Genomic DNA, 22,355 nt, shown 5'->3' with positions numbered 1-22,355 from the left:
TTCATCCTAGCGTAAGATTTCGGGAATTGCGACTGCATGAGGGGCGTTGTCCTGAAACAGATTTAGAGACTTTGATGCTTGATTTGGTCTTAGATCACCTCTGCGATGGTCATCGTTTTTATGACGGCGGGGTATGTAAAAAAGTACATGTCTCTGGTGGTATTGCAAATGAATTGACCGCCGTCAGTCTTCGTAATCGGAAAAGTTTAACACGAAATCGGGGGGTGGTGTGGAATTTGCCGGTTTTGAGGTGAATTCTGGTCCGTCAGAATCCGATTCGATTAGTGACGTGCTGCGTAGTGCGATCAATACCGCTGAGTGAGTCTGGATGATTGTAGGACAGCCAGAAATGCCTTCTGAATTAATGGATGACTATCAAGTTCAAAATAATCTGCACGAACACCATTCTTCTTTTGGATTTCGGGCATTACTCATTTTGATGACTGCCCTCGTTGGAGGCATCGGCTGTGCTCAATGGGTGAAAGGCGTGCGCATTGCTACCTACGTTGGCTCTCTACAGGCACCCAAAACCATCATTACAGCGAAAAATGATGCCATCATCCAGGACATTCATGTGGATGAAGGGCAGACGGTTTCCAGTGGAGAGATTATCGTGACGCTCTTCGATCAATCTCTGGATAAAAACTGGAAAGCAAAACAGCAGGAACTTGTGGCACTCGAAGCAGAACTCAAACAATCGAAGGCAAAGTCAGAAGTTGAATTGGCATTACGGAATAAAGAAATCGAGTCGGAAGTCTTCAACGCGAAGTTAAAATCTTCGCAATACCTGAAAGAACAATATATCCACCAGATCACGAACCTGGCATGGCAGGATTTTCTTCAGGACTATGATTCCATTTCCAGTAATGGTTCCAAAGAAGAAGTGTTTCGTTCTCTGGTTTATGAAAGTCGTCTTCCCGATGAAAACCGCATTACGGCAATGCTACGACAGGAATCAGCTCGTAATTCTGCTGAAGTATTTGCAGCGCGAGTCAAACTCTGTGAAGAGCAGATGGCGGAACTGAAGGCGATTCAGAAAAAACTACCGAATCAAATTCGGCTCGCGATGGGGGTCGAAGTGATTATGAACCGCTTGGACCAGGTGAAGAGTGAGCTCAAACAACTGGAATCGCAACGCGAAGGATTGCAGTTGAAAGCGGGACGCTATGGCATGGTCGGAAATTTCGAACATGAAATAGGAGATCCTATTCAAAAAGGTGCTCCAATCGTCGAGCTGTTTGACAAAGAACATCCCTATCTGATCGTGGAAGTCCCCTCGCGGAAGATCAGCCTGTTCGATGAGGGAACAGAAGTCAAAATCGCCTTTTCTGGAAATGCAAAAGGGAAAGGCGTTGTTCGCAAAATTTCAGAGCAGGCGATTCAAAAGCCAGGCTTGAGCGAGACGATGATTCTGGTCTATGTCGAACCCGCTGGACGTCTCTGGCCCAATCTGCCCATTGGGACCACGGTCGATATCTCTTTAGAAAAATAAAGGGAACGCAGGACAGCAAGCCGTTCTGAGCCAGGGGGTGAGTGAAATCCTAACTCCAAGTACGATCAGATCTTCCGTCATTTGTGATCATTGTTAGCAAAATTCGCCTTGAAATTGTTGTGTTTTAGGTACAATATTTGTCAATTCTGGTGATTAATTTCAGGAGTGGTCTTCACCAGAGACCTGATTGACTCTCTCTCACTTTCTTAGGGAATTCTGTCCCAGAGAACGTTTTCCAAGAGTGTTATCAGGCTTGTTCTTTAACAAATTGGGTCGTGCGGCTGCAGGAAGCTGGTTCGCCGAGTTTCATTCTCAAAGTTATTAATGAGGAGCGGACCGTTGGGTATTTCAGCTACAATTCCTTTTTCAGCACAAGATGCAAACAGACCTTCGGTCGATGTGATTGAGGAGATGCGGCTGCGCACCTGGGCAAGAAAGAACTACATCCAAGAATCGCAGCGCGATGACCTCTGGCATCCAGTCATTCTAGACGAGATGCTGCGCATTGATCAGGAGTAATCATACTCCGGACTGAAGCTGTCTTTTTAAAACACACGCATTATTGGTAGAATCTCTGTCTGGCGCTCCCCTGCAGTGACATGGACTTTTTGAAGTTCATCAATAAACACGTTGACTTCGCTGCGCACTCCAAATTCGGGAAGATAAATTCCCGGTTCGATCGAGAAACAGGTTTGCGGCAAGACGAGCCGCTCTTCATGCGTTTCAAGATTATCCATGTTGGCACCATTGCCGTGAGTCTCCTGCCCGATGCTGTGACCAGTTCGATGGACGAAAGCAGAACCGTAGCCAGCTTGCTCGATGACATTGCGACAAGACTGATCGACTTCCCAGCCCTGCAGGGGCGTGTCTGACTCAAATGCCCGTTCAACCAGACTGATGGCAGCATCACGCGCCTCAGCCACAATTTGAAAGATCTGGGTATACTTTTCTGGTACTTGCTGGCCGACATACCCGACGCGCGTCATATCGCTATAGACTCCGCGTGGCACATTGAGTTTGGCCCATAAATCGATCAGTACGAAATCACCTTCTCGAATTGCGGTATCAGTGCCGGTTCCCGTTTCATAATGCGGATCACCACTGTTTGCTTCTCGCGCTACAATCGGGGGATGGTACGTTGTCAGTCCCGTCTGATTAAAATGCTGCATGATGATATCGCAGACCGCCGCTTCTTCCACACTCCCCTGCTCTCGAATCTGACCGGCAATAAAAGCCCAGGCGATCTTAAATGCTTTATCTGTCTCCACTCCTGCTTTCTGATGCAGCTCCCATTGCTCTCTATCCCAGACAGCCTCGAAGAGTTGGACCAGATCTCCCGAGGGAACAATCGACTCCACCGATTCTCGCACCAGTTCTACGGTTCCGGCGTCAACTCGAGAAATATAGGGATTGGCATTTCGTGGAGAATACTCCATCGCGATCGAGTTTACTTCGCGTAACATCGTTTCAATGCCGGCTTCCAGTTCCTGCCATTTCAGATAGACAATTTTTTCGCCAGGAAGATGGTCAAGCGCTTCAGATTCAATACGGTGGACCAGTTTGACTGGTTGTCCTGACTGAGGAACAAAATAGAAGAAGCGGCGCGATCCCATGGCATCTTCCGGGATATCCAGGATTCTTCTGCTCAACACATTGCTTCCCCGAAAATCATAGAACAACCAGCCATCGAGGGAAAATTGATCTAATGCAGCCTGCACTTTTGAAAGTTCAAACATATGAAGAAAGCCTGAAATTTGAAGGAATCTGAGGAGCGGATCAACAAAAATCGCCATTAATCAATTGAATGTAAGGCGTTAGAATTCAGTTTTCAAGGAGATCGATGCCAGATCGAGATCCCCAAGGGGTCTTCTTCCGGGAAAAACACTTTGAATCAAGCGACTTTCAGTTGCGAATGACAGTGACTGTCTGGACAATAAACGCCTGTTTTAAAAATCATGAGATTCACAGATAGATCAACAAATACTTACCTGAGACTGAGGAGAAACAACGATTTCTACTGTATCGACTGAAATTGCTTACCAGAAATGCATTTCACCCGCGTGTGCAGCAACCTATTCGCTTGACGAAGTCTTAACTGGTTGTCCAAAGTGTGGGGAGTTACTGGATGTTTCATATAACTGGGATCAGGTTCCAGTTCCTCAGTCTCTGCGCGATTTTGAAAAACGCTGGAGTAATCGAAATCATCCTATTGATTTCAGTGGCGTCTGGCGATTTCGTGAGCTGCTTCCCTTTGCTCAGGATGATCAGATCATTACGATCGGCGAGGGACAGACGATGCTGAAAGCGTCGAACCCCGTTGCAAAGTATGCCGGTCTGAATGATGACTGCCTTTATCTGCAGTACGAAGGCCTGAATCCGTCTGGTAGTTTCAAAGATAATGGAATGACGGCGGCATCCACACATGCTGTGATGGTTGGTGCCAAAGTTGCGGCCTGTGCGTCCACAGGGAATACCAGCGCTTCACTAGCCGTTTATGCCAGTGTCGCTCAAAAGTTTAAAGTCGTTGTATTTGTTGGTAGTGGAAAAATTGCCTTAGGAAAATTGTCGCAAGCACTCGACTATGGTGCAAAAACCGTTCAGATTCAGGGGGACTTTGATGATGCTTTGGCGCGTGTTCGCGAAGTCTGTAATGAAGAAGGAATCTATTTGTGTAACAGCGTGAATCCATTTCGACTAGAAGGTCAGAAATCGATTATGTTCCGTGTGCTGGAAAGTCTCAACTGGGAAGTACCAGACTGGATTGTCGTGCCCGGTGGGAATTTGGGAAATTCCAGTGCGTTCGGTAAAGCGTTTATGGAACTGAAGGCGCTGGGGCTCATCGACCGGATTCCTCGTCTGGCGATTATCAATGCCCAGGGAGCCGACACGCTCTATCAGCTTTACGAACAGGAGGGGCTACGCTGGAATGGCGGAAATTATGACCGCGCCGCTTCTACTGACTTCTTTTCTCAAATGGATCAGGAAAACCGACGCGCTTCCACTCTGGCCAGTGCCATTGAAATTAACCGTCCTGTGAATTTTTCTAAATCGTTACGAGCTCTTGATGTATGCGATGGTGTCGTACGCGAAGTGACAGATCAGCAGATTCTGGATGCCAAAGCACAAGTCGGGGCCGGCGGTCTCGGTTGTGAACCAGCAAGTGCTGCGAGTGTCGCTGGAGCCAAGCTACTCAAAAGTGAAGGGGTTATTGCCTCCAGTGATCGCGTTGTTTGTATTCTCACGGGACATCAATTAAAAGATCCCAATGCGACAGTGGCTTACCATTCAGCGACTGATGAACATATGGATGAAAAATTGACAAGCCACGGCGTTAACAAAGCGCCTTTTTCGAACGGACCTATTGTCGTCGAGAATGATTTAGATAAAATAATAAAAGTCATTCGATCTTTATAAAAAGCTGCTTCGAATCATTTTCTCATGTAAATACAAGATCTTTATTCACACGCAAAGTGTTTCAGCCTTTCAAAATAGAAATATAATTCTATTGGTGATGGGAATAAGATAAGGGACACGGAATGAGTACACCCTTTGAAGAACTGGAGTATCTGGCTGATTTTCTTCCCGAGGAGGGAGAGTCAGTGATCGTTTCACGTAATCACGGGGAATTGATCTGCGAGAATTTCCAGAAAGAGCGTCCACTCGATGAAATGGCCAGCCCGGAATTTTATGGTCATCTGGTACATGCCAACGAGAGACTGAATTCCCTGGTCGCTCGTCCAATCTGGATTTCGACGCTTGTCTGGTTTTGGGTGTGTGTCCTGTTCCATGAAGTGTTTGAACCTGGATGGGGAGGCTGGTACCTGGATCTTGGCTTTGCACTGGTTGCGATGGCTGCCAGTTATGCAGCAATCCGCCTTCGTCAGGATCGTTATTTCAAACAGGAAGTGCGACCCACGCTGAACCGACAAATGTATGGCAGCAATTTGAGCAAGTACGCTCTGGTAGGTGTGATCAGGCAGCGTCCTGAATTACGAACGTTACTTGATACTCTCTCACGTTCATTGCACTAGGCTTGATATTCAATCTGGCCTTGCACATAGATGTCCGATTCCAGTGTCCGAATCTGGTATTCAGTGATGTTCTGAAATTGCGGAATCGTGTCTAGTCCCTGGCCTGCAAGCGGAGTGATCGCTGCTTTGCCGCCCACGATCTTAGGTGCAATGAAGACGTGAACTTCATCGATCAGCCGAGCATCAAAGCAAGAGCCCAGCAGGCTTCCCCCACCTTCGATGAGAATGTTCGTCATCTCTTTGCGGCCTAATTCCAGTAGGCATTGTTTCAAATCTGGCTGAGCCGTTTGTGGTGTTGAATTTGAAAACAGTAAGACTTCGACACCCGCCTGTTCAAGCTGCTTGATGTTGTCAGACGGAGCCGATTCGTGTGCAATGACTATGACCGGCGCATCTTCAATTGACTGAACCAGTTTTGACTGGCAGGAGAGCGCCGCTTGTGAATCAACAACGATGCGCGCAGGCGTTCTGCGGCCAGCAGGCCGCGCTGTGAGCAGCGGGTCGTCTTTTACCGCTGTTTGTTGACCGACCATGATTGCATCCATACGGCCACGAAGCTGGTGGACCAGCTCACGCGAATGTTCATTCGAAATCCACTGTGAGTGACCAGTTCGGGTTGCAATTTTTCCATCCAGCGTCATTGCCCATTTCGCATGAACCCAAGGCAAACCTGTGCTGACACGCTTTACAAAAGGACGCACCAGTTTTTGTGCAGCCGATTCCAGTAGCCCCAACTCGACTTCGATTCCAGCTTGTTGCAACTCGGCAATTCCACCACCGTCAACGTGTGGCGCAGGGTCGCGCATCGCAATCACGGCTTTTTTAACCCCCGCCTGAATAATTGCCTGGGAGCATGGTCCTGTTTTTCCCTGATGACAACAGGGTTCCAGGGTGACATAGATCGTGGCTCCCTTTGCCCGTGTTCCTGCCATGGATAAAGCATGGATTTCGGCATGAGGCCCGCCGTACTGTTGGTGATACCCTTCGCCGATCAATTGCAGGTTTTCATCAACAATGACCGACCCGACAGCAGGATTGGGTTCAACAGACCCTGTTCCCAGACAGGCCAGGTCGAGCGCATGTTGCATCACGGCTTCTGGATTGGAAAACTGTTTGGTGGTATCCACTACTAAATGCGCTTTCCCGTACAATATGCCTGGTATTGCTGATACTAATGAAGTGCGAGTTCAGTGTGGTCGCACTTTAGTGTCTGGTTAAGATTGTCCGGGCAACCAAAGTTTCTGTCCGGAATCAGATTCACTATCCGGTGCACCTTCTCCCGGAGCCCAGATGCCTTCGGCTGATGTCTGGCCAGAAACGCTTCCCTGGTCTAAAAGTGTTGCCTCGTTCATCCAGGGTAAGTCCAGATCGAATGCCTGAGTGAACGCTTTAAGATATTCTTTGATCTGTGGTGTCTTTTTGCCATATTGATCCCAGATTTGTTTCATGAAATCTGAGAGGTCCGGATCAGTAGTGTCTTCCAAGCGGAATGAGAGCTCTCGCATTTTCCATTGAAGCTCACTCTCAAAGGCATTGTCGGACTGAGCCTTGGCATTTTCCTGTCCCTTATGAATCCAGGAAAGCATTTCTTCCCGTTGGTTTCGTTTATGACAAATTTCGGTCAATGTTGAGTAAACGCGATCCAGATCGACTTCTTTTTTACATTCGTCACGGTTCAGAATTTCGATTAATACGTCATAAAGGAAGCGTGGGTGCCGAATGAGTAACGCACGGTTAAATACATACATTAACTGTGACTCAGTGAGCGCTTTGACGGGAATTCGATTTTGGGTCATGGAAGAGCAAGTGTTAAAATGAGAGGATTCGTTCACACTTAAAACAGGCAGCTCAGAAATGCCCAGGCTGGGATCAAGCTCATCGAAGTTCAGGAAATGCCCCAGCGCCAGTACCTGAGCATCGAGTACATAAGCGGCCGCCGTTAAAGGAACCCTCTGCTCCTCGTTGCCAGCAGCGTCTTGTGGAGTTTTATCATCGAGACCTGCTAATTTGGTGTTTGACCAGGTTTCCGAGATCAGTTTTTTCCATTGCTGCGCTTCTAGTTCTCTCCGTTTGATAATGGGCATTTTTTGTGGAAAACTCCACCGGAAAAATAGAGGCCATTGCTCAGCGGGGATAGGAGAAAGAGGATTACTTGAGATCTCATCATCTTGTTCAACGACCTTTAAGCCAGACTCTTTTTTACCGTTCTCTCCCAAGGCTTCGTCAAACAGTTTCTCTGCTGTTGTGAGCTGATCACCCTCATAAGCATACAGTCGGACGAGGCCCGGTTGTCCCAACTGCCTGTCGGCATCAAAGACATCGATATCACCAATCACAACCGGAACATTTTCAAGCGTGATATCCTCACCCTTTGATTCCATATCAATGGGTGTATCGATAATTTGAAAGTAGGCAACAGGAGTGCGTTCATCTAATTCCTGTTCTTGTTCTGGGGGAGGCACATTTCCCCGCAAGAGCTGAGGATGTTTTTCCAAAATCGTCAGAAATTTGGAGAGGGAATCGAGTTCATATACTTTTTCAATCGACTCAACGACTTCGCCCGTATTATTCAAATCAAGCAGTTGTGCCAGCGTTTCCAGTTCGACTGATTCGGCAAAATCTTCTTCGATTGTCGCAGCTTTATGAAACAGTTCAGCGGCTTGAATTTCGTCCGTAGCCCAGGCATAGCAAAATGCGGCATTTTTCCACAGAGTGGCCTGATTGGTTGCTTCGGCAAGTTGTTTGAATAAATCTGCAGCTAATCGATAGCAGCCCAGGTTGGCGAGTCGTTGCGCTTTTTCAAAAGTTTCCTGCTGCTCACTATTTTCAATCGGGCAGCGCTCCAGAACGTGCACTCCGCGAAATTGATAAGGGATTTGATCATCGCCATCAAATTCCAGCAGGTTCATAAACAGGTTTTGCTTATACTCCTGAGATGCGACGCGCATTGCCAGCGCAAAATGTTCTCGTGCCGCCAGAAAATAACCGCGCATCTGAAGTGCGATCGCAATACTGATCGCCAAAGGCGTTGCCAGGCTCACATCAATGGCGGCACATTTTTGCAACGCAGTATAGATGGTTTTTTGTGCTTGCTTATATCCTAGTGCAAGAAATGTCGAAGTGGCGAGCAATGAATGGGCTGCCGGATGATTCGGGTCATGTTCCAGGCATTGTTCCAGAGGCTTCAAGGCATCTTCAAATCGCCGTTCCGCCATCAGAATCTGGGCTTCGGTGATATAGCTCAAAGGCTGATCTGGAAAATTCTTTTTGAGCCGATCCAGCAACTGGAGTGCAGTTGCTGTCTGGTGCGTTTCATGCAGATGCGAAATTTTACTGATTTCGTCGCCAATGGAATGGCAGCAAAATTTGTATTTCTTTCCGCTATTGCAGGGGCAAGGATCGTATGAATCGATACTCATAACCTCGGCCTTCTTTGTTTTCAGAATGTTGTATTAGTGGACTTGTAGCTCTATATGAAAACAGTTTTTTCGTACAGGATCGAAGTAGAGTTACATCGGGTGAATTTGCCTGAAATTCAATAGGGCATCATATCATAAAAGAAACGCATATTGCACGCGCTTAGTACTCTCTTCTGTGAGAAATTGAGTACTCCCCTCACCAGTTTCATTGAGACTGAGACCGCAAAAAATAGATCCTGGCTGTCGAGAGTAGCAAAACGGTCCCCGAATTAGCTGTCTAACGCCTGTTTCAAGTCAGCAACAAGATCTTCGGGGCTTTCAATTCCTACAGAAACTCGAACTGTTTTTTCCGTAATACCGGCCGCACGACGTGCTTCCTGGGTCATGGATGCGTGGCTCATGCTTTCCGGATATTCAATCAGAGATTCGACGCCACCCAGAGATTCAGCCAGCAGGAACAATTTCGTATTGAGCATCACTTTTTCAGCAACCGGACGCCCGTCCTTCACGTCAAAACTCAACATGCCTCCAAAGCCGTCCTGCTGACGTTTGGCTAATTCATGATGCGGATGGGATTCCAGTCCCGGATAGTAGACCCGTTCCACTTTGGGGTGTGTCTCCAGCATGCGTGCCAAAGCCATCGCACCGCGTTGGTGTGCTTCCATCCGTGGTGCTAACGTTTTAACACCACGTAAAACCAGCCAGGCGTCAAAGGGGGAACACCCTAGCCCAAGTGCGTTTGAATGATAGGCAACACGCTCGGCCAGTTCTTCAGTACGTGAGACCACACAACCGCCGACCACGTCTGAGTGACCATTCAAATATTTTGTGGTTGAATGTAATACAATGTCGACACCGAATTCGATCGGTCTTTGAAGATAAGGGGAACAAAATGTGTTGTCAGCAATGGTGATAATGTTGGAATCAGTTTCCGATGCAATTTTCGTGACAGCCTGAATGTCGACCAGATTTAACAAAGGGTTACTAGGCGTCTCGATCCAAATCGCTTTCGTATCCGGAGTGATTGCTGATCTCACGGTTTCAGCATCGCTCATTTTGATGAAGGAAAATGTGATTCCCCATTTCGTAAAAACATCTGCAAATAAGCGATAAGTACCGCCATAAATGTCGTCTCCGGCAATAATATGATCGCCGGGTTTGAACAGGTGCATTACCAAAGTGATCGCGGCCATTCCCGTTGCAGTCGCCCGGCACGAAACACCACCTTCCAAAGCGGCGATATTTTCTTCCATCGCACTCCGAGTTGGGTTTCCACTGCGTGTATAGTCAAAGCCTTTGTGGTTTTCCAGGCTGTCCCAGTAAAACGTTGAGGTGGTATAGATCGGGGTTGTACAGCTGTTAAACGTGCCGTCTTTATCAACTCCGGTATGAACACACTTGGTTTCAAAACGCATGGTATTAACATCCAAAAGATTTATGGTGATTTGAAAGAGACTGATTGCCAGTCAGGAACAACGATATTCCTCGAAGGGACACCAGACTAGATTTCAGGTTCAATGATACGAGTGTGTTGTACTGAAGAATACCCCCGCAGACAGCTGCCTGCCACTGATCAGAGTCTCGATCTTAAATCTCAGCACGTTCTAAATTTGGTCTGTGGAGATGATCTGTTCCGATCTTACGTATTGACAATCACTTGTCGCGTTGATGAGCTATTAACGAGCATCATCAAATAGTGGGGTGGATAGGTACCGCTCTCCTGAATCAGGCAAAATCACGACAATCGTTTTTCCTACTGCTTCAGGGCGTTTGGCAATTTCCAGAGCGGCATGCATTGCTGCACCACAGCTGATTCCACACGTGATTCCTTCCTGACGCGCTATTTTACTCGCCATCTCAAATGCTTCGTCGTCGGTTACCTGGATTACTTCATCTATGAGTGAAGTATCACAGTTTACCGGAATGAAGCCCGCTCCAATTCCCTGGATTTTGTGTTTCCCGGGTTCTCCTCCAGAAAGAACAGGGCTGCTGGTAGGCTCGACAGCGATGGATTTGACATTCAGTCCTTGTTCCTCTTTCAGGAATCGAGAGACACCAGTAATCGTACCGCCCGTGCCTACACCAGCGACAAAGTAATCGACCTTTCCTTCGGTGTCTTTGAGTATTTCCGGACCTGTGGTTTTAACGTGAATTTCCGGATTCGCGGGATTTTCAAATTGCTGAGGCATAAAGAATTCCGGGTTCGCCGCTAATTCTTCCGCTTTTTGAATGGCTCCTTTCATTCCATCGGCGCCGGGTGTCAGTACCAGGTTGGCTCCAAAACCCTTCAACATTAAACGGCGTTCAACGGACATGGAGTCTGGCATTGTCAGTGTTAATTTGTAACCACGCGCTGCACAAACAAATGAGAGCGCAATCCCTGTATTTCCACTGGTTGGTTCAACGACCTGCATGCCAGGTTTTAATTTGCCACTCTTTTCTGCGTCCCAGATCATATTGGCACCGATTCGGCACTTTACACTGTAAGCTGGATTTCGTCCTTCAATTTTTGCAAGTACCGTTGCCTTGAGTCCCTCGGTTAAGTGGTTGATTTTCACCAGAGGGGTATGGCCGATTGTTTCGGAGTTATCGTGATAAATGGGCATGTCTATTTCTTTCGATGAGAGGTATTTCCAGACGAATTTTCAAAACGACCAGAGGTCGAAATATTGTCATTTGTAGTTGATAAGGTTGAGAGAACTGGAATTTGGTAGTCCTCTCCAGATCGCCTGTATTATGTAAAATCGCTGAAAATGTGGCAATCCCTTTATTAAATAATGTTATGGCATGATATGAGACATGCACAAATTAATCGATGATCTGGCTCAGAGTAGCGAATGTTCCAAGCTCCTCAAACGGTCTAAAGTGAAATTCAGAATCGACGTATTAATTCGAAGGTAGCGAAAAAGCAAAAGGAGCCGTAGGACCGACTTTTTTCTCCATACCAAAAGCGGTCGAATCAGCGGGAATACTTACGGTGCCATCCTCTGCGACCATTACTTTTCCCATTTTTGAGTGCTGATCGCTGTGAGAATCTTTGAGAAAGTCGACCCACTGATTGGGTTGAAATATCATTCCCAGCCAGTTGATTTGTCCTGCTCCATAGATATTAAAGTCGAAAAAGGCATGTTTTGATTCTGTATTGAGAATCACAGGACACTCGGTGATGACTGTTCGAGACAAGTGGCACTGACTATTTCGATCCACAAAAAGCCCCATCTTGGAGCCACTGATCACAGAGGATTCCATGATGGCCGAAGCGCCATTCCGAACGCTGAGTCCCATCTGGTTCCCATTGCCAAACAGGGATACGTTCTGAGCAAACAAAATAGTTTTACAGAGCGGGTTCTGTTCAGCGCCAATCAGATGCTTGGGATTCGAGCCAGCGATGTCGATTTCTTTTTGAACGCTGTTTCGAATCTGGCAGTCAACAAGAGAATGATAGCCGCCCACCAGGCTGACGCCGATCTGGTTGCGTTCTGCAAGCACGCCGTTATAGACGGAACGGGACGCATTCACATCTTGGATGCCATAAAAATTATCATGAACATAAGCATTTTGGACCATTAACCCGCCCGACTCATGAATCGAGATTCCATCATCGCCGTTATGTCGCGCAATCACATTTTCCAGTCGAATCCCCCGGCAGTCGCCATGGATATTAAAACCGTCATTGGAAAAGTGCTCGCAGATCAAATTACGACAGATGATATAGCTGGCACTACCCAGTGTGAACCCGCTGGTAGTGAGGGTAGCTGCTAATTCATAATCAGCTGGCTGTTTGCCTGAAGCACAAAGAAGATAAACTTTATTTAATTTCCGATCCCAGAAATGCTGTTCGAGTTTAATGGAATCCAGGCTTTTGGCTTGCGCCAGTCGTTTCCCTTGAGAGACAAGATAAGGATTTCCATACGGCGTACTCTCAAGTGTCAGCACATAGAGGTTATCCTTCACAGTCTGCCATCGTGACACATCAATCGCTTTTAACCCGGACAAGACAGCGCCATTCCCTTCCACTTCAAAGGGACGGTCTGGCTGCCCGCCAAGCCGACGAAAAAGCATTGGTTCTCGATAAGCGATTCCCGTGTTTTTGAGTTCCAGTCGGTCACTCGTCTTGGAGAGTTGAATGGCCTTGGCGATGGTTGCTACAGCCGATTCCGGCGACAGTCCATCATTGGAATCGTTGCCGGTTTGGTTATTAACGTAGTAGGTATCGCCTCGGGATTCTGACAAAATGCAAAGCAGTAACGCGATGCAAACGATTGCTACAGAAAATGCTCGAAAATGGTTCTTGCAAGGAATGAATTTGTATTGGGTATTCAAAAACATGTCTGTCGATCACAAAGAGAAAAGAGATTTAAAATAAGGGATGATTTGTACTTGAAACGCCTGCAGGCTGAAATAGCCAAAGAAGGCAGCCGCCCAGACCATAACGACAAAACGCAGCGGGCTGGTGCTGATGCTGCGGCTGAGAATTTTCGAATTCATATATAGCAAAATCATCGAATATAAAAACATGACGCCGCCGTTCATCGCTGCCGAAGTCTCAATTAAGAATAAAGGCTGTTTGAACTGAGGATTGATCGAACCATACAACAGAATCGCAGACCCGAGCAGAATTTCGCCCCAGAGAAACACATAATACAATTTACTCAACGACCAGTGTTCATTGTCCCTTAAGTAGTTTACTTTAAGGATATCAGCCGAGATCCGCGCCGTTGCATCAAGGACACCCAATTCGGTTGTGAGCAAAATTGCCGCGCCCATCAGCAGGAAGAGCAACTTGAAGGTTCCACCAAGCCGGTCTTCCAGCAGAGTTGCCTGGCCCCAGATAAAGTTCAGTCCGGTACCAAACTGAGCCACACCATCTTTCAGTTGTCCGTTTGCGTCGTAAAACAGGGAATAAGAAATCAGAGATAAGAGCACCAAGCAGGCCAGGCAGGTGAGAAAGAAGCTGAAGAAGTGCTCGATATTCGCTGCTCGCCACCATTGTCGCCAGCGAGTCTGGTTTTCAGCAGTATGTTTAAAATGATAACCAACTTCACTGACGGCCTCCTCCTGACCGGTAATCGGGCTGGTAATACGTCCGATGTATTTACCCATTCCGTAACCTTTATCTTTGATGAAATTACTTTGTCCCAGATTCATCGTTCCGCCCGCACCGGCAAACGCCAATGCGCCCAGCAGTGCCATCGTGGATAATCCGCTGGATTCATCGGGCATCTTTCCAATGCTGACGGCTCCCTGCAGCATGGATGTGATGGCATAAGGTTGTATCAAATAGATGCCTAGAATCACTGCGATGAGAAAGATCATACCAACTAAGAAGATCTGGATTTTTTCGACAGTGTTGTAAACCACCGGTCCGGTTGTGAGAACAATTCCGACCAGAAGTAACCCGGCAATTCCCAGAAACGAACTATACTTGGCCTCGTATTGCAGGTCGTATCCTTTATTAATTTTGTCAAACAGCTCAGCCGACAGATCCTCACTCTGGTTGCGAGTAAAAGCTGTGCTCAAGGCATCGCGCTCAGATTCATTGATCGAACCACGCCACTTCAAAGTTGCGGTTTCCGCTGAGTAACTGACTTTTTTCGGAAGCCCTTCCAATGAAAATACAGAAGGCGTTGGTTCCACTTGTACGCTGGCAATTGTTTCCGGACCTAAAAAAGTCCAACTCAGCATTGTTCCTGCGCCGGTTGCCCAGCCCGGCCATGCCCAGGGAATAATGTTCAACAGTAGCATGATCCACGCCCAGTTTTTATTCAGACGGCAGAAGCCGGTAATTGCGCTCTCACCTGTGACGAGGGTCCAGCGTTCAATTTCCATGTTCATGAAAAACTGTGTCAGCACCCCCAGCAGGCAGGCCCAAAAGAAGACGAATCCGGTTTTATAAGTGATGTAAGGCCAGAGGACAAATTCTCCGGAACCCAGCGAGAGTCCTGCCAGCATGATGCTGGGCCCAATCATTTTTCTCCAAGAGATTGCCGGTGGTAGATCCCGATATTTAAGAGGAGGCAGGGATTGATGGGGAATCACCTCATCGGGCACTGTTTCTTCATCGAGATCAGAATGACTTTGATCTGACATGGCATGGTCTTTCATGAATGGCGAGCGAAAATTCAGAACATGATCATTCTAAGCCGAAAGTATTTAGCCTGCCACTCAAGCCCAGCCAGCTTGGATAAATTACCTGTTCAGAATGGGGTGTAGAAATAATTCAGTCATCGCTGAGCGACTTAACCCAGGAAACCTGTGTGATCAAATGGTTCAAAGAAGCAAACGAAATATGGGCATTCGTGGCATATTTTGGTGAGGAATTAGCTGGAAAGGTCGCTAATGTGGCATCACCTACGAGAAAAACATTGAAATCACGAGAGAGATTTTCGTAGCCGGCAGTGGTTTTGCAGAAACACATGTCCGTTGCATAGCCGGTTAACAAAATATGGCGGATGCCTTGTTTTTTTAAGAACCGCTTCAAAGGTTCATATCCTTCCCGGTCAAAGATCAGTACGTCGTTATGCTGAACTGTAATGTCATTGGTGATGGGAACAGGCACATTCCAGAATCCTGTTCCATTAAAATGATCACCCGCGCTGAGTCCTGAGAATTGTTTAAAATAGTCAATGACAGGAAATTCTTTGGAGAGAGAAAGTTGGGTTGGAAGTGGCTTACCTTGATAAGTGAGTTTTTTCAATTGTTTAGTGAGCGATTGACGCGCCTGCTCACGTTCGGCTTTCGAAGGATTGTAATCAAAGGTTCGATATAATCTTTTTCTGATTGGGTCAACTTCACCAATCAAACTGTACATCACGAGGGAGTTGTTTTTTCTCATTCGTTTGAGAAACGGATCAATTACTTCACGCGTATGCCGTCCTGCTAGCTGATTTTTTTCTGGTGTGCAAAAATCAGCGGCCCCTGCCGGTTCTGGAGTTTTCCAGCCTTGCCCATCATCAATACCCCAGGGATGGACCATGATCACAGCTGTCTTATCAGCACGGATTTTGTTGGGTAATTCAATAATCCCCCGCGCGTTATAAGAATATCGCCAGGTCCTTACACTCAAGTCTGCACCAACGTCATCGACCAGAATGGGGGCTTCATAACGCCGAAGTTCTTCGATGGGCTGAATAAATTCAGGATAATCAGCCAGTAGTGGGGTTGGATGATTCAACCGTTTCAATGTGTTTTGATAAATTCGCGAGTTTTCAGCCGAAAAACTGAGATGGCAAACAGCAGTTATAGACAGAAAAAGTGTCGAATTACAAATTATGAATCTGAAACCGTTCATCTTTCGTGTGCCTCCTTTGTAGTTGACGATGAGACCTTATAAAGCACTGGTTTATCAACGTTGTTTTTTTGATACCCGTTTAGCGATGTCGCTTAAACCAACAATTTCAGCGCGGTCACCTGCCTGATTAACCAGATTGCAAATTAATTTGACCGTTTCAAATTGAGGGTCTTCGACATACATGATGGAAGGGTGGCACAGAAAATCAAAAACCCCACCCTGCTCGATTGCCTGTTGAATACAAAGTTCGACAGACTTAAGGAAGTACTTCAGCTTCCACTGACTGGTACGAAAGGCGCCGACATCACTGATGGGGCTCATTGGTATTTCAATCAAGCCTGTTGGATAGATATAAGGTTGAGCTGCCTGCTGCGCTTTTAATATAGACTGGTAGATTTCTTGACCTGGCTTTTCACCAACAGGACTCGTTTTGTGCTTGGGATACTTGGAACTTACCCAGTGAAATCCTTCCGCCAGTAGCATTTTTTGCAGGTCTTCCCGTTGATCCAGAGCAGTATTGGATCCACCCGGCGTTCTGAAACCATCGGCTGCAATTTCCAGGCGTTGCTGCATCGCTTCGGTTGTCAGACGAATATTTTGTCGAATCACCTGTTCGGCTGTTTTGCCGCCCAGTAGCCAAGGAGAACGTTGAAAGCGAAATTGTGTTTTTTGCGGTTCAGTTGCCCAGACATTGACATGGTCATAAGTGTGATTGCCGATGGGATGCCCTGTTTCAGAAATCTTTTTAAGCCAGCCAGCGTCTTTTTGTTCTAATACGCGTCCGACACAAAAAAAATGAATGATTCCACCTGAAGCTTTTGCTGTTTCGGCCGCCTTTAAAGAGTAGTCCTTCGTTGCTTGATTTAAATTCCCTTTTTGATAATCCCATTCGAGCATCTCTCTACGTGGATATTGACGGCTCATTTCCAGATCAAATGTGATCGCAATTTGCGCTTTTGGCCGCGTGGTTGTATCTTCAGATCGGGTGATTTTTGTCTGCAGACCCAAAGTGGAAGCCGCTAAAAGAGACATGAATGAACGACGCGAAAGAGGAGTCTTGGTTTCTAGCATGAATATATTTCTTCAAATTAGTCGTTGATTTCAGAGGAGCGAACCATTCTGTAAATTGCTCGCAAATCTGATTATATAAGAGCGTGTCGATGTTTCACCTGAATTCTGCTCTTCCAATGAACAGAAGCAGGAAGAGCCTTGTTATCCCCTATAAAACAAGGCATTTATCGCGATTAATTGATTGATGTTACTTCAGAAAAAAACAAGGTTGTATATTGCTTTGTTCACTCGGGGGTGGTAAACTGATCTTTGTTGTTTTGGAGTGGTGTGACCACGATTCCATATCTGCCTGGGGGCAGCCGCGTAGCGACCGCTGTAGGTGTCGCTGAGTTTTTTATCGCGTTGTTTCTTTCCCAAATCATGTGATGATTGGAACCTTTTGGCTCCAATGGAAACGGCTTGTTTTTTCTCATTGAAACCGATCTGCGTAAAAGGTACGCGCTTTGAGTTCAGGGGGAGAAGCAGGATGCGATGAAAATTCTGGTAAGGTTTGATCTCATGACGGAATCAACCAAATTCACCGAGTCTGATAAATTTGCTTTTGAGCTTGTGCAAAATCTGGTGCGATCACCGGGGGCGTTTCCTCAAACAGGGAAATTCAGTAGTAAAATTTGGGCACAGCTTTTTGGAATGACAGAGAAAAACTTCAAAGAACTCTTGAAAGAATCAGGAATCCCATATTTTAAATTTGGGAGTAATGTCATCGTGGATGCAAATGATTTTTGGGCAAGTCAAAAACAGAAGGACGCATGAAATCGCATCTGCTTTCTTTACGATTCCAGTTGCCTTCACTACGACTTTAAGAGTTCAGCGATCTATGCATATAGAATTGATCTATATCTATGTTTGGTAGACTTTGATGACGAAGCGGGTGGTGACGATTGTATAGGGTTCAGTGAATCAGACCTGCTGGAGATGAACTCTTTTCTTAGCCAACTGAGTGGATATTCGGTATTTATAATACAGGGAAAAACCTCGTAATGCCGATTATGATATTTGATTCACATATAAATAATTGAAAATACCACTATCAGGAATTTGTGAGTATCTATCCCTTCGTTTTGTGAGATTGAAGAACGAGACTGCAAATAACTCCTCAGAACCCCCGGGCGTGTCTATGAAAGTGCTTGTTGTCGATGATATTGGATATTCTTGTCACTATTATGCGCGGTTGGTAGAGAAGATTGGTTTCACTGCGGCGACTGCCTCGTCCGGATTTGAAGCCCTGCAGATACTGCAAATGGATAATGAGGTCCATGTTGTCCTGACAGATCTCGTAATGAGCGGGATGGATGGGGTCGACCTGTTTCAAAAGGCTCAACTTGTCGAACGCTATTCGGATAGTGGGACTGTTCCTCCTCCTCAATTTATTTTAATGACGGCAGTCAGGCCAGAAAAAAATTCTCAAGATCGAAATGTACAACGGATAAAACTTGCGAGCGAATTAGGTTTTTCCAAAATCATGTTTAAGCCTCTCGATCAAAAGGAATTGAAACAGGAACTGGATGACATGTCGCTCAATGTGATTCATGCTTCTGATAGTGAAGTCTCTCTGGATCTATATTCTCCGACACAAAAAGTCAGAGAGTCAGTAAGAGAAATTGTCAAAGCCGATAACAAACAAGCGGCGTCAGAGTTCCTCGAAATTCTTCTGGAAGAGATTGCCAACTTAAAGAATTACTTAAAAACATCGTGATCCTGATTCGCCAGACACCCGATCCCCGGCTAGAATCCTTACAGATGTCATGGAAAATCAATTACGGTCGGAATGGATCGTTTCCAGTGATTATGAATTTGTAAGTGAGCACAATGGCAAAATGTGACCAGGGATATCTGTGTGTGGTCTGCGGCCTTGAAGTAGAGAATATCGAGGACAGCGGCCTCTACCTGCGATACATCATTGGTGAAGTGCGCGAGGATGAATTGCAAGCACAACCCGAGCACCATATCAGGTGCAATCCTGTCCTGGCTCAGTTTATCGTTGATGATAACTTCGAGCCAATGCTTGTAGAAGGGCCGTTTGATAAACGCGAGCTTGATTCATCTGAAGCCCTACTGCGAGAAAAACTGGTCAGCAGCGGTTGGAGAAGACTGCTTGAAGTAAAAAGCAAACAGCTTCCGATCAGTGAATTCCCATTAAATAAACAATAAATCTAATTTCGTTTTCTCTCTGAAGCTTCCTGATTTCTGCCTGATCAGGATCACCACATCTACTGATTTTTCAACACCTGTCGTTCTGAGTAACGCCAGGTGTTTTTTTACGTAATTTTATATTGAGCCACTCACGCCATTCGCGAGGATTAGTAGCGACAGACATCAATCACTTCTTCTTCTAATTACATTGAGACCAAAATGCCTGAAACCGTTCGAAAAGGATTATTCATTCCAGCATGGGTTATTGCTTGTATTTTCTCTCCCATCATAGCGGGTGGAGTGGGAGCCATTACCTGGACAGCGAAGACACTGGTGGAACATGGTCATCAACTCATCGAAATTGATGAAAAGCTGGATGCCAATAAAGAGCTACTCATTGAAATGGTTAACTCGCATGAAAGACGAATCAGCCGTTTAGAAGACAGAGTATTCGGGGAAAATTGATGAATGAGTTTAAAACAGCAGACCTGCCTCAAAAACTAATCGAGCTCATGGAAGGTCCGGAGCCGCCGGATTACTTCATTTCGAACGGGTGTAATTTCTCACCTGATCAGTGGGGCGGCGTGGATATCAGGCCTGCTTGCCACTGGCATGACTTCGCATACCAGCGGGGAGGCTGCAAAAAAGATAGAGCCTTGGCCGACGCGTCGTTCTATCGAAATTTGAGGCGCTGTGATCTGGGGAAATTCATGGCGAATGTTTACTACCGTCGTGTGCGGCTATTTGGGGTCGCGGCGTTTAACTGGGCAGAGGGGAAAGTGCCACTCAATCCTTGGCACTATGTGTTGTTATTTTTTGACAGGTATATCAAATGGTAAAAACAATCACAATTCTTTTTGTACTGCTGATAACGTCCGTTGTGCAGGCTCAGGCGTTGGCAGTTCGAACGACTGAAACGGAATGCACGCCAATTGGGTGTCGTCAACTCATTGGAATCGGAGCTTGTGCTTATATCGGTAACATCAAAGACCGATCTGTTTACATCACCGCAGCTCATAATTTGAATAATGCCAAGACAGTTCATATTGGCTATGGCGGTAAATGGTGGGGTGCTCGGGTTGTTCACAAGGAATACCAGGGAAGCATTGATTATGCGATTGTCGAAACCGCGAACATCAATGGACCAAAGTGTTTCAGTCTTGCAGAGAGGCAGCCAACTCATGGGGTAGAGGCCGTTGCCTACGGTTATTCAAACGGCATCTATAACCTGCGTTCCCTGCGGGCAAAGATCCAAGTTAACAGAGGTGGCCGCTACTTCTCAAAGGTGGTCGCCAAGGGAGATTCAGGTGGTCCGATCCTCGTGAATGGGCAAGTCGTTGGTATTATCAAGGGGCACGATACCCAGAACACCATCTACACAGATAGCGTTCTGATCCGGCGTAAAGTGGTGAGTATTTACGGAAGGTTACCCTGCTGCAACTGCCCCCCATCAGTGAATCCAGGGCCTTTTCCTGTGCTGCCGATCCCTGATAACGGTGATCAAATCGCAGTGTTGGAAGTGGAAATCGGCAAACTGAAAGCCGAGATCGACAAGCTGAATAAAACACAAATCCCGGTCTGGATTATTGGTGCGGACGGGGAGCCAGTTGCAAAACAAGCCTACCCGCTTGGTGATCCCATCAAGCTTCGTTTTAAGGCCGTTAAACAAAGTGAGGCTAAGTAATGCCGGACGGCGGAATTTTAGATGTTGAAGTCCCTATACAGGACGAAGGAGAACAGGAGATGGCTGTGGATTTATCTGACAATGTAGCCAACCACATGTTGACGCAACTCATGCAAACGGGAACCGTTGCTCAAAACAACTTCGTGACCGTTCAAAAGGTCGTTGACTACGATTACCTGGAAAACAAACGCATGGTGACGCTGGATGAAGCCGTTGGTATTCGCGAAGTGCAGTCCAAGGTTAATCCTGGTGGTCCAGCAGCAGCGTAATGGTTGACCCACTGGAAGAACTGATCAGGCAATCAAACGAGTTTCACAACAGCCTGATCGAACATAACAACGAGCTTGACCGGGCGTTTCAGAACGGAACGTTCGGCGAGCTTGTTCAATCTTGGGGGAGCGACGATGACAGCGGAACTGAACTGGAAGGAGAGGATAGCGAAACACTTTTGGAGCGTGAAAGTGGGGGAGCGAGCGGAGAACCTGAGGCAGGCAGCGAGACGGTTTGACAACGTGGATTCGCTGATAATGGCAACTCGGGAGAAACTACTTGGAAAGGAAGTCACAGAAAATAATCGTCCAGAGGGCGAAGATATGCACATCGGGGATGATAACAGCGTGATTCACCAGTATTTGCAACCAGCGAAGACCGGCAGCGCGTTAGGCACAATCGCAAAGTTTGGCATTGCTGCAGGGCTGTTGAGCACGGGTATCGGTGCACCAGTGGCAGGATGGTTAATTGCGGACGCATTGAAAAACAAACCAGCACCAGTAACACCGGCAGATCCGCCAATCGATACCGATACTCAATATGAGATAGGGCTTGAGAAATGAGGCTGTCTTTCGGTTCTGATTGAGCATTGGTGCCTGGATGCACCCCAAGACAAACGTTGAATTCTTTTTAGAATGATCCATGAATGTTGTTTTGAAACAAACGGTCGAGAACTAAAAGGAACACAAAATGCCTCATTTTATCGTTTATCTAGCACAAGAAAAAAATCAACGACCTGTCAAACGCCTTGATCGAGAAGCACAGACGCATGTGCTGGCGGCGAAACTGGTGGAAGCTGAATTTCCTGATCTGGTCGTCAGTTCTGTGCTGGTGAAACATGAGCCGATCTCTTCTTGTGCCCGTTGCGGCACACCTATTTTTAAAGGCGATTATCACAAAGATCAAATTCGACAACGCTACGGGGCGAACCGTTGTCTGGATTGTATGTAAACGAATTCGGACT

The 22,355-nt window shown here is 46.6% G+C and carries 23 protein-coding genes; 14 read left to right on the top strand and 9 right to left on the bottom strand.

Going from position 1 to position 22,355, the window contains the following annotated elements:
- Positions 1-349 precede the first annotated feature (349 nt).
- Together Pan241w_RS28505 and Pan241w_RS28500 are read left to right on the top strand one after the other, a co-directional pair.
- Positions 350-1,492 (top strand): HlyD family secretion protein, encoded by a 1,143-nt coding sequence (locus Pan241w_RS28505; RefSeq protein ID WP_198000212.1) that lies wholly within the window; start codon positions 350-352, stop codon positions 1,490-1,492.
- Between the two features lie 339 nt (positions 1,493-1,831).
- Entirely contained in the window at positions 1,832-2,011 is a 180-nt protein-coding gene (locus tag Pan241w_RS28500; protein WP_145222835.1) for a hypothetical protein, read from the top strand.
- 26 nt (positions 2,012-2,037) lie between these two features.
- Here the strand turns inward: Pan241w_RS28500 and Pan241w_RS28495 are convergent, their stop codons facing one another.
- A complete protein-coding gene (locus Pan241w_RS28495) occupies positions 2,038-3,228 on the bottom strand; it encodes a M24 family metallopeptidase (protein WP_145222833.1) in 1,191 nt (396 codons plus the stop codon).
- Positions 3,229-3,502: 274 nt separating this feature from the next.
- Between Pan241w_RS28495 and thrC the strand changes: the two genes are divergently transcribed.
- Entirely contained in the window at positions 3,503-4,906 is a 1,404-nt protein-coding gene (thrC, locus tag Pan241w_RS28490; RefSeq protein ID WP_145222831.1) for a threonine synthase, read from the top strand.
- Between the two features lie 122 nt (positions 4,907-5,028).
- On the top strand, positions 5,029-5,523 hold the full coding sequence (locus tag Pan241w_RS28485) for a hypothetical protein (RefSeq protein WP_145222828.1): 495 nt from the start codon (positions 5,029-5,031) through the stop codon (positions 5,521-5,523).
- On the opposite strand, the gene ribD is transcribed toward Pan241w_RS28485, so the two are convergent.
- The 8 genes from ribD to Pan241w_RS28445 all read right to left on the bottom strand — a co-directional run bounded on the left by ribD (position 5,520) and on the right by Pan241w_RS28445 (position 17,304).
- Positions 5,520-6,650 carry a bifunctional diaminohydroxyphosphoribosylaminopyrimidine deaminase/5-amino-6-(5-phosphoribosylamino)uracil reductase RibD gene (ribD, locus tag Pan241w_RS28480; protein WP_145222826.1) on the bottom strand — a complete coding sequence of 377 codons (1,131 nt, stop codon included), beginning with the start codon at positions 6,648-6,650 and terminating at the stop codon, positions 5,520-5,522. The two genes, Pan241w_RS28485 and ribD, sit on opposite strands and share 4 nt — an antisense overlap.
- A gap of 87 nt (positions 6,651-6,737) precedes the next feature.
- Entirely contained in the window at positions 6,738-8,942 is a 2,205-nt protein-coding gene (locus tag Pan241w_RS28475; RefSeq protein WP_145223549.1) for a tetratricopeptide repeat protein, read from the bottom strand.
- Positions 8,943-9,211: 269 nt separating this feature from the next.
- On the bottom strand, positions 9,212-10,357 hold the full coding sequence (locus Pan241w_RS28470; RefSeq protein WP_145222824.1) for a trans-sulfuration enzyme family protein: 1,146 nt from the start codon (positions 10,355-10,357) through the stop codon (positions 9,212-9,214).
- A 261-nt stretch (positions 10,358-10,618) separates the two neighbouring features.
- Positions 10,619-11,548, bottom strand: a complete 930-nt coding sequence (cysK, locus tag Pan241w_RS28465; RefSeq protein WP_145222822.1) for a cysteine synthase A — start codon at positions 11,546-11,548, stop codon at positions 10,619-10,621.
- Between the two features lie 280 nt (positions 11,549-11,828).
- Entirely contained in the window at positions 11,829-13,175 is a 1,347-nt protein-coding gene (locus Pan241w_RS28460; RefSeq protein WP_145222820.1) for a right-handed parallel beta-helix repeat-containing protein, read from the bottom strand.
- Positions 13,176-13,280: 105 nt separating this feature from the next.
- Positions 13,281-15,032: an Nramp family divalent metal transporter gene (locus tag Pan241w_RS28455; protein ID WP_145222818.1), complete on the bottom strand. Its 1,752-nt coding sequence runs from the start codon at positions 15,030-15,032 to the stop codon at positions 13,281-13,283.
- Positions 15,033-15,162: 130 nt separating this feature from the next.
- Entirely contained in the window at positions 15,163-16,116 is a 954-nt protein-coding gene (locus Pan241w_RS28450; protein ID WP_232107302.1) for an isochorismatase family protein, read from the bottom strand.
- 171 nt (positions 16,117-16,287) lie between these two features.
- The gene (locus Pan241w_RS28445) at positions 16,288-17,304 is read right to left on the bottom strand and encodes a polysaccharide deacetylase family protein (RefSeq protein ID WP_145222815.1); all 1,017 of its coding nucleotides are present in this window, start codon (positions 17,302-17,304) and stop codon (positions 16,288-16,290) included.
- Positions 17,305-17,802: 498 nt separating this feature from the next.
- On the opposite strand from Pan241w_RS28445, the gene Pan241w_RS28440 reads away from it, so the two are divergent.
- The 10 genes from Pan241w_RS28440 (at position 17,803) to Pan241w_RS28395 (ending at position 22,342) form a co-directional block, all read left to right on the top strand.
- Positions 17,803-18,057: a hypothetical protein gene (locus Pan241w_RS28440; protein ID WP_145222813.1), complete on the top strand. Its 255-nt coding sequence runs from the start codon at positions 17,803-17,805 to the stop codon at positions 18,055-18,057.
- Between the two features lie 364 nt (positions 18,058-18,421).
- On the top strand, positions 18,422-19,000 hold the full coding sequence (locus Pan241w_RS28435; protein ID WP_145222811.1) for a response regulator: 579 nt from the start codon (positions 18,422-18,424) through the stop codon (positions 18,998-19,000).
- 113 nt (positions 19,001-19,113) lie between these two features.
- Complete coding sequence (locus tag Pan241w_RS28430) at positions 19,114-19,455, top strand: hypothetical protein (protein WP_145222809.1); 342 nt, start codon at positions 19,114-19,116, stop codon at positions 19,453-19,455.
- 201 nt (positions 19,456-19,656) lie between these two features.
- Positions 19,657-19,902 carry a hypothetical protein gene (locus Pan241w_RS28425; protein ID WP_145222807.1) on the top strand — a complete coding sequence of 82 codons (246 nt, stop codon included), beginning with the start codon at positions 19,657-19,659 and terminating at the stop codon, positions 19,900-19,902.
- Entirely contained in the window at positions 19,902-20,276 is a 375-nt protein-coding gene (locus tag Pan241w_RS28420) for a hypothetical protein (RefSeq protein WP_145222805.1), read from the top strand. Before Pan241w_RS28425 ends, Pan241w_RS28420 begins: the two co-directional genes overlap by 1 nt.
- Positions 20,270-21,121: a trypsin-like serine peptidase gene (locus Pan241w_RS28415; RefSeq protein WP_145222803.1), complete on the top strand. Its 852-nt coding sequence runs from the start codon at positions 20,270-20,272 to the stop codon at positions 21,119-21,121. The genes Pan241w_RS28420 and Pan241w_RS28415 overlap by 7 nt, the downstream gene beginning before the upstream one ends.
- A 59-nt stretch (positions 21,122-21,180) precedes the next feature.
- The gene (locus Pan241w_RS28410; RefSeq protein ID WP_145222801.1) at positions 21,181-21,390 is read left to right on the top strand and encodes a hypothetical protein; all 210 of its coding nucleotides are present in this window, start codon (positions 21,181-21,183) and stop codon (positions 21,388-21,390) included.
- Complete coding sequence (locus Pan241w_RS28405; protein WP_145222799.1) at positions 21,390-21,629, top strand: hypothetical protein; 240 nt, start codon at positions 21,390-21,392, stop codon at positions 21,627-21,629. The genes Pan241w_RS28410 and Pan241w_RS28405 overlap by 1 nt, the downstream gene beginning before the upstream one ends.
- Positions 21,630-21,648: 19 nt before the next feature.
- Complete coding sequence (locus Pan241w_RS28400; RefSeq protein ID WP_145222797.1) at positions 21,649-21,954, top strand: hypothetical protein; 306 nt, start codon at positions 21,649-21,651, stop codon at positions 21,952-21,954.
- Between the two features lie 127 nt (positions 21,955-22,081).
- Positions 22,082-22,342 (top strand): hypothetical protein, encoded by a 261-nt coding sequence (locus tag Pan241w_RS28395; protein WP_145222795.1) that lies wholly within the window; start codon positions 22,082-22,084, stop codon positions 22,340-22,342.
- The last annotated feature ends 13 nt before the right edge of the window (positions 22,343-22,355 follow it).

The organism is Gimesia alba (assembly GCF_007744675.1).
Taxonomy (GTDB): Bacteria; Planctomycetota; Planctomycetia; order Planctomycetales; family Planctomycetaceae; genus Gimesia; species Gimesia alba.
Note: the sequence above shows the minus strand (reverse complement) of the source record. Positions and strands in the feature narration are given on the sequence as shown.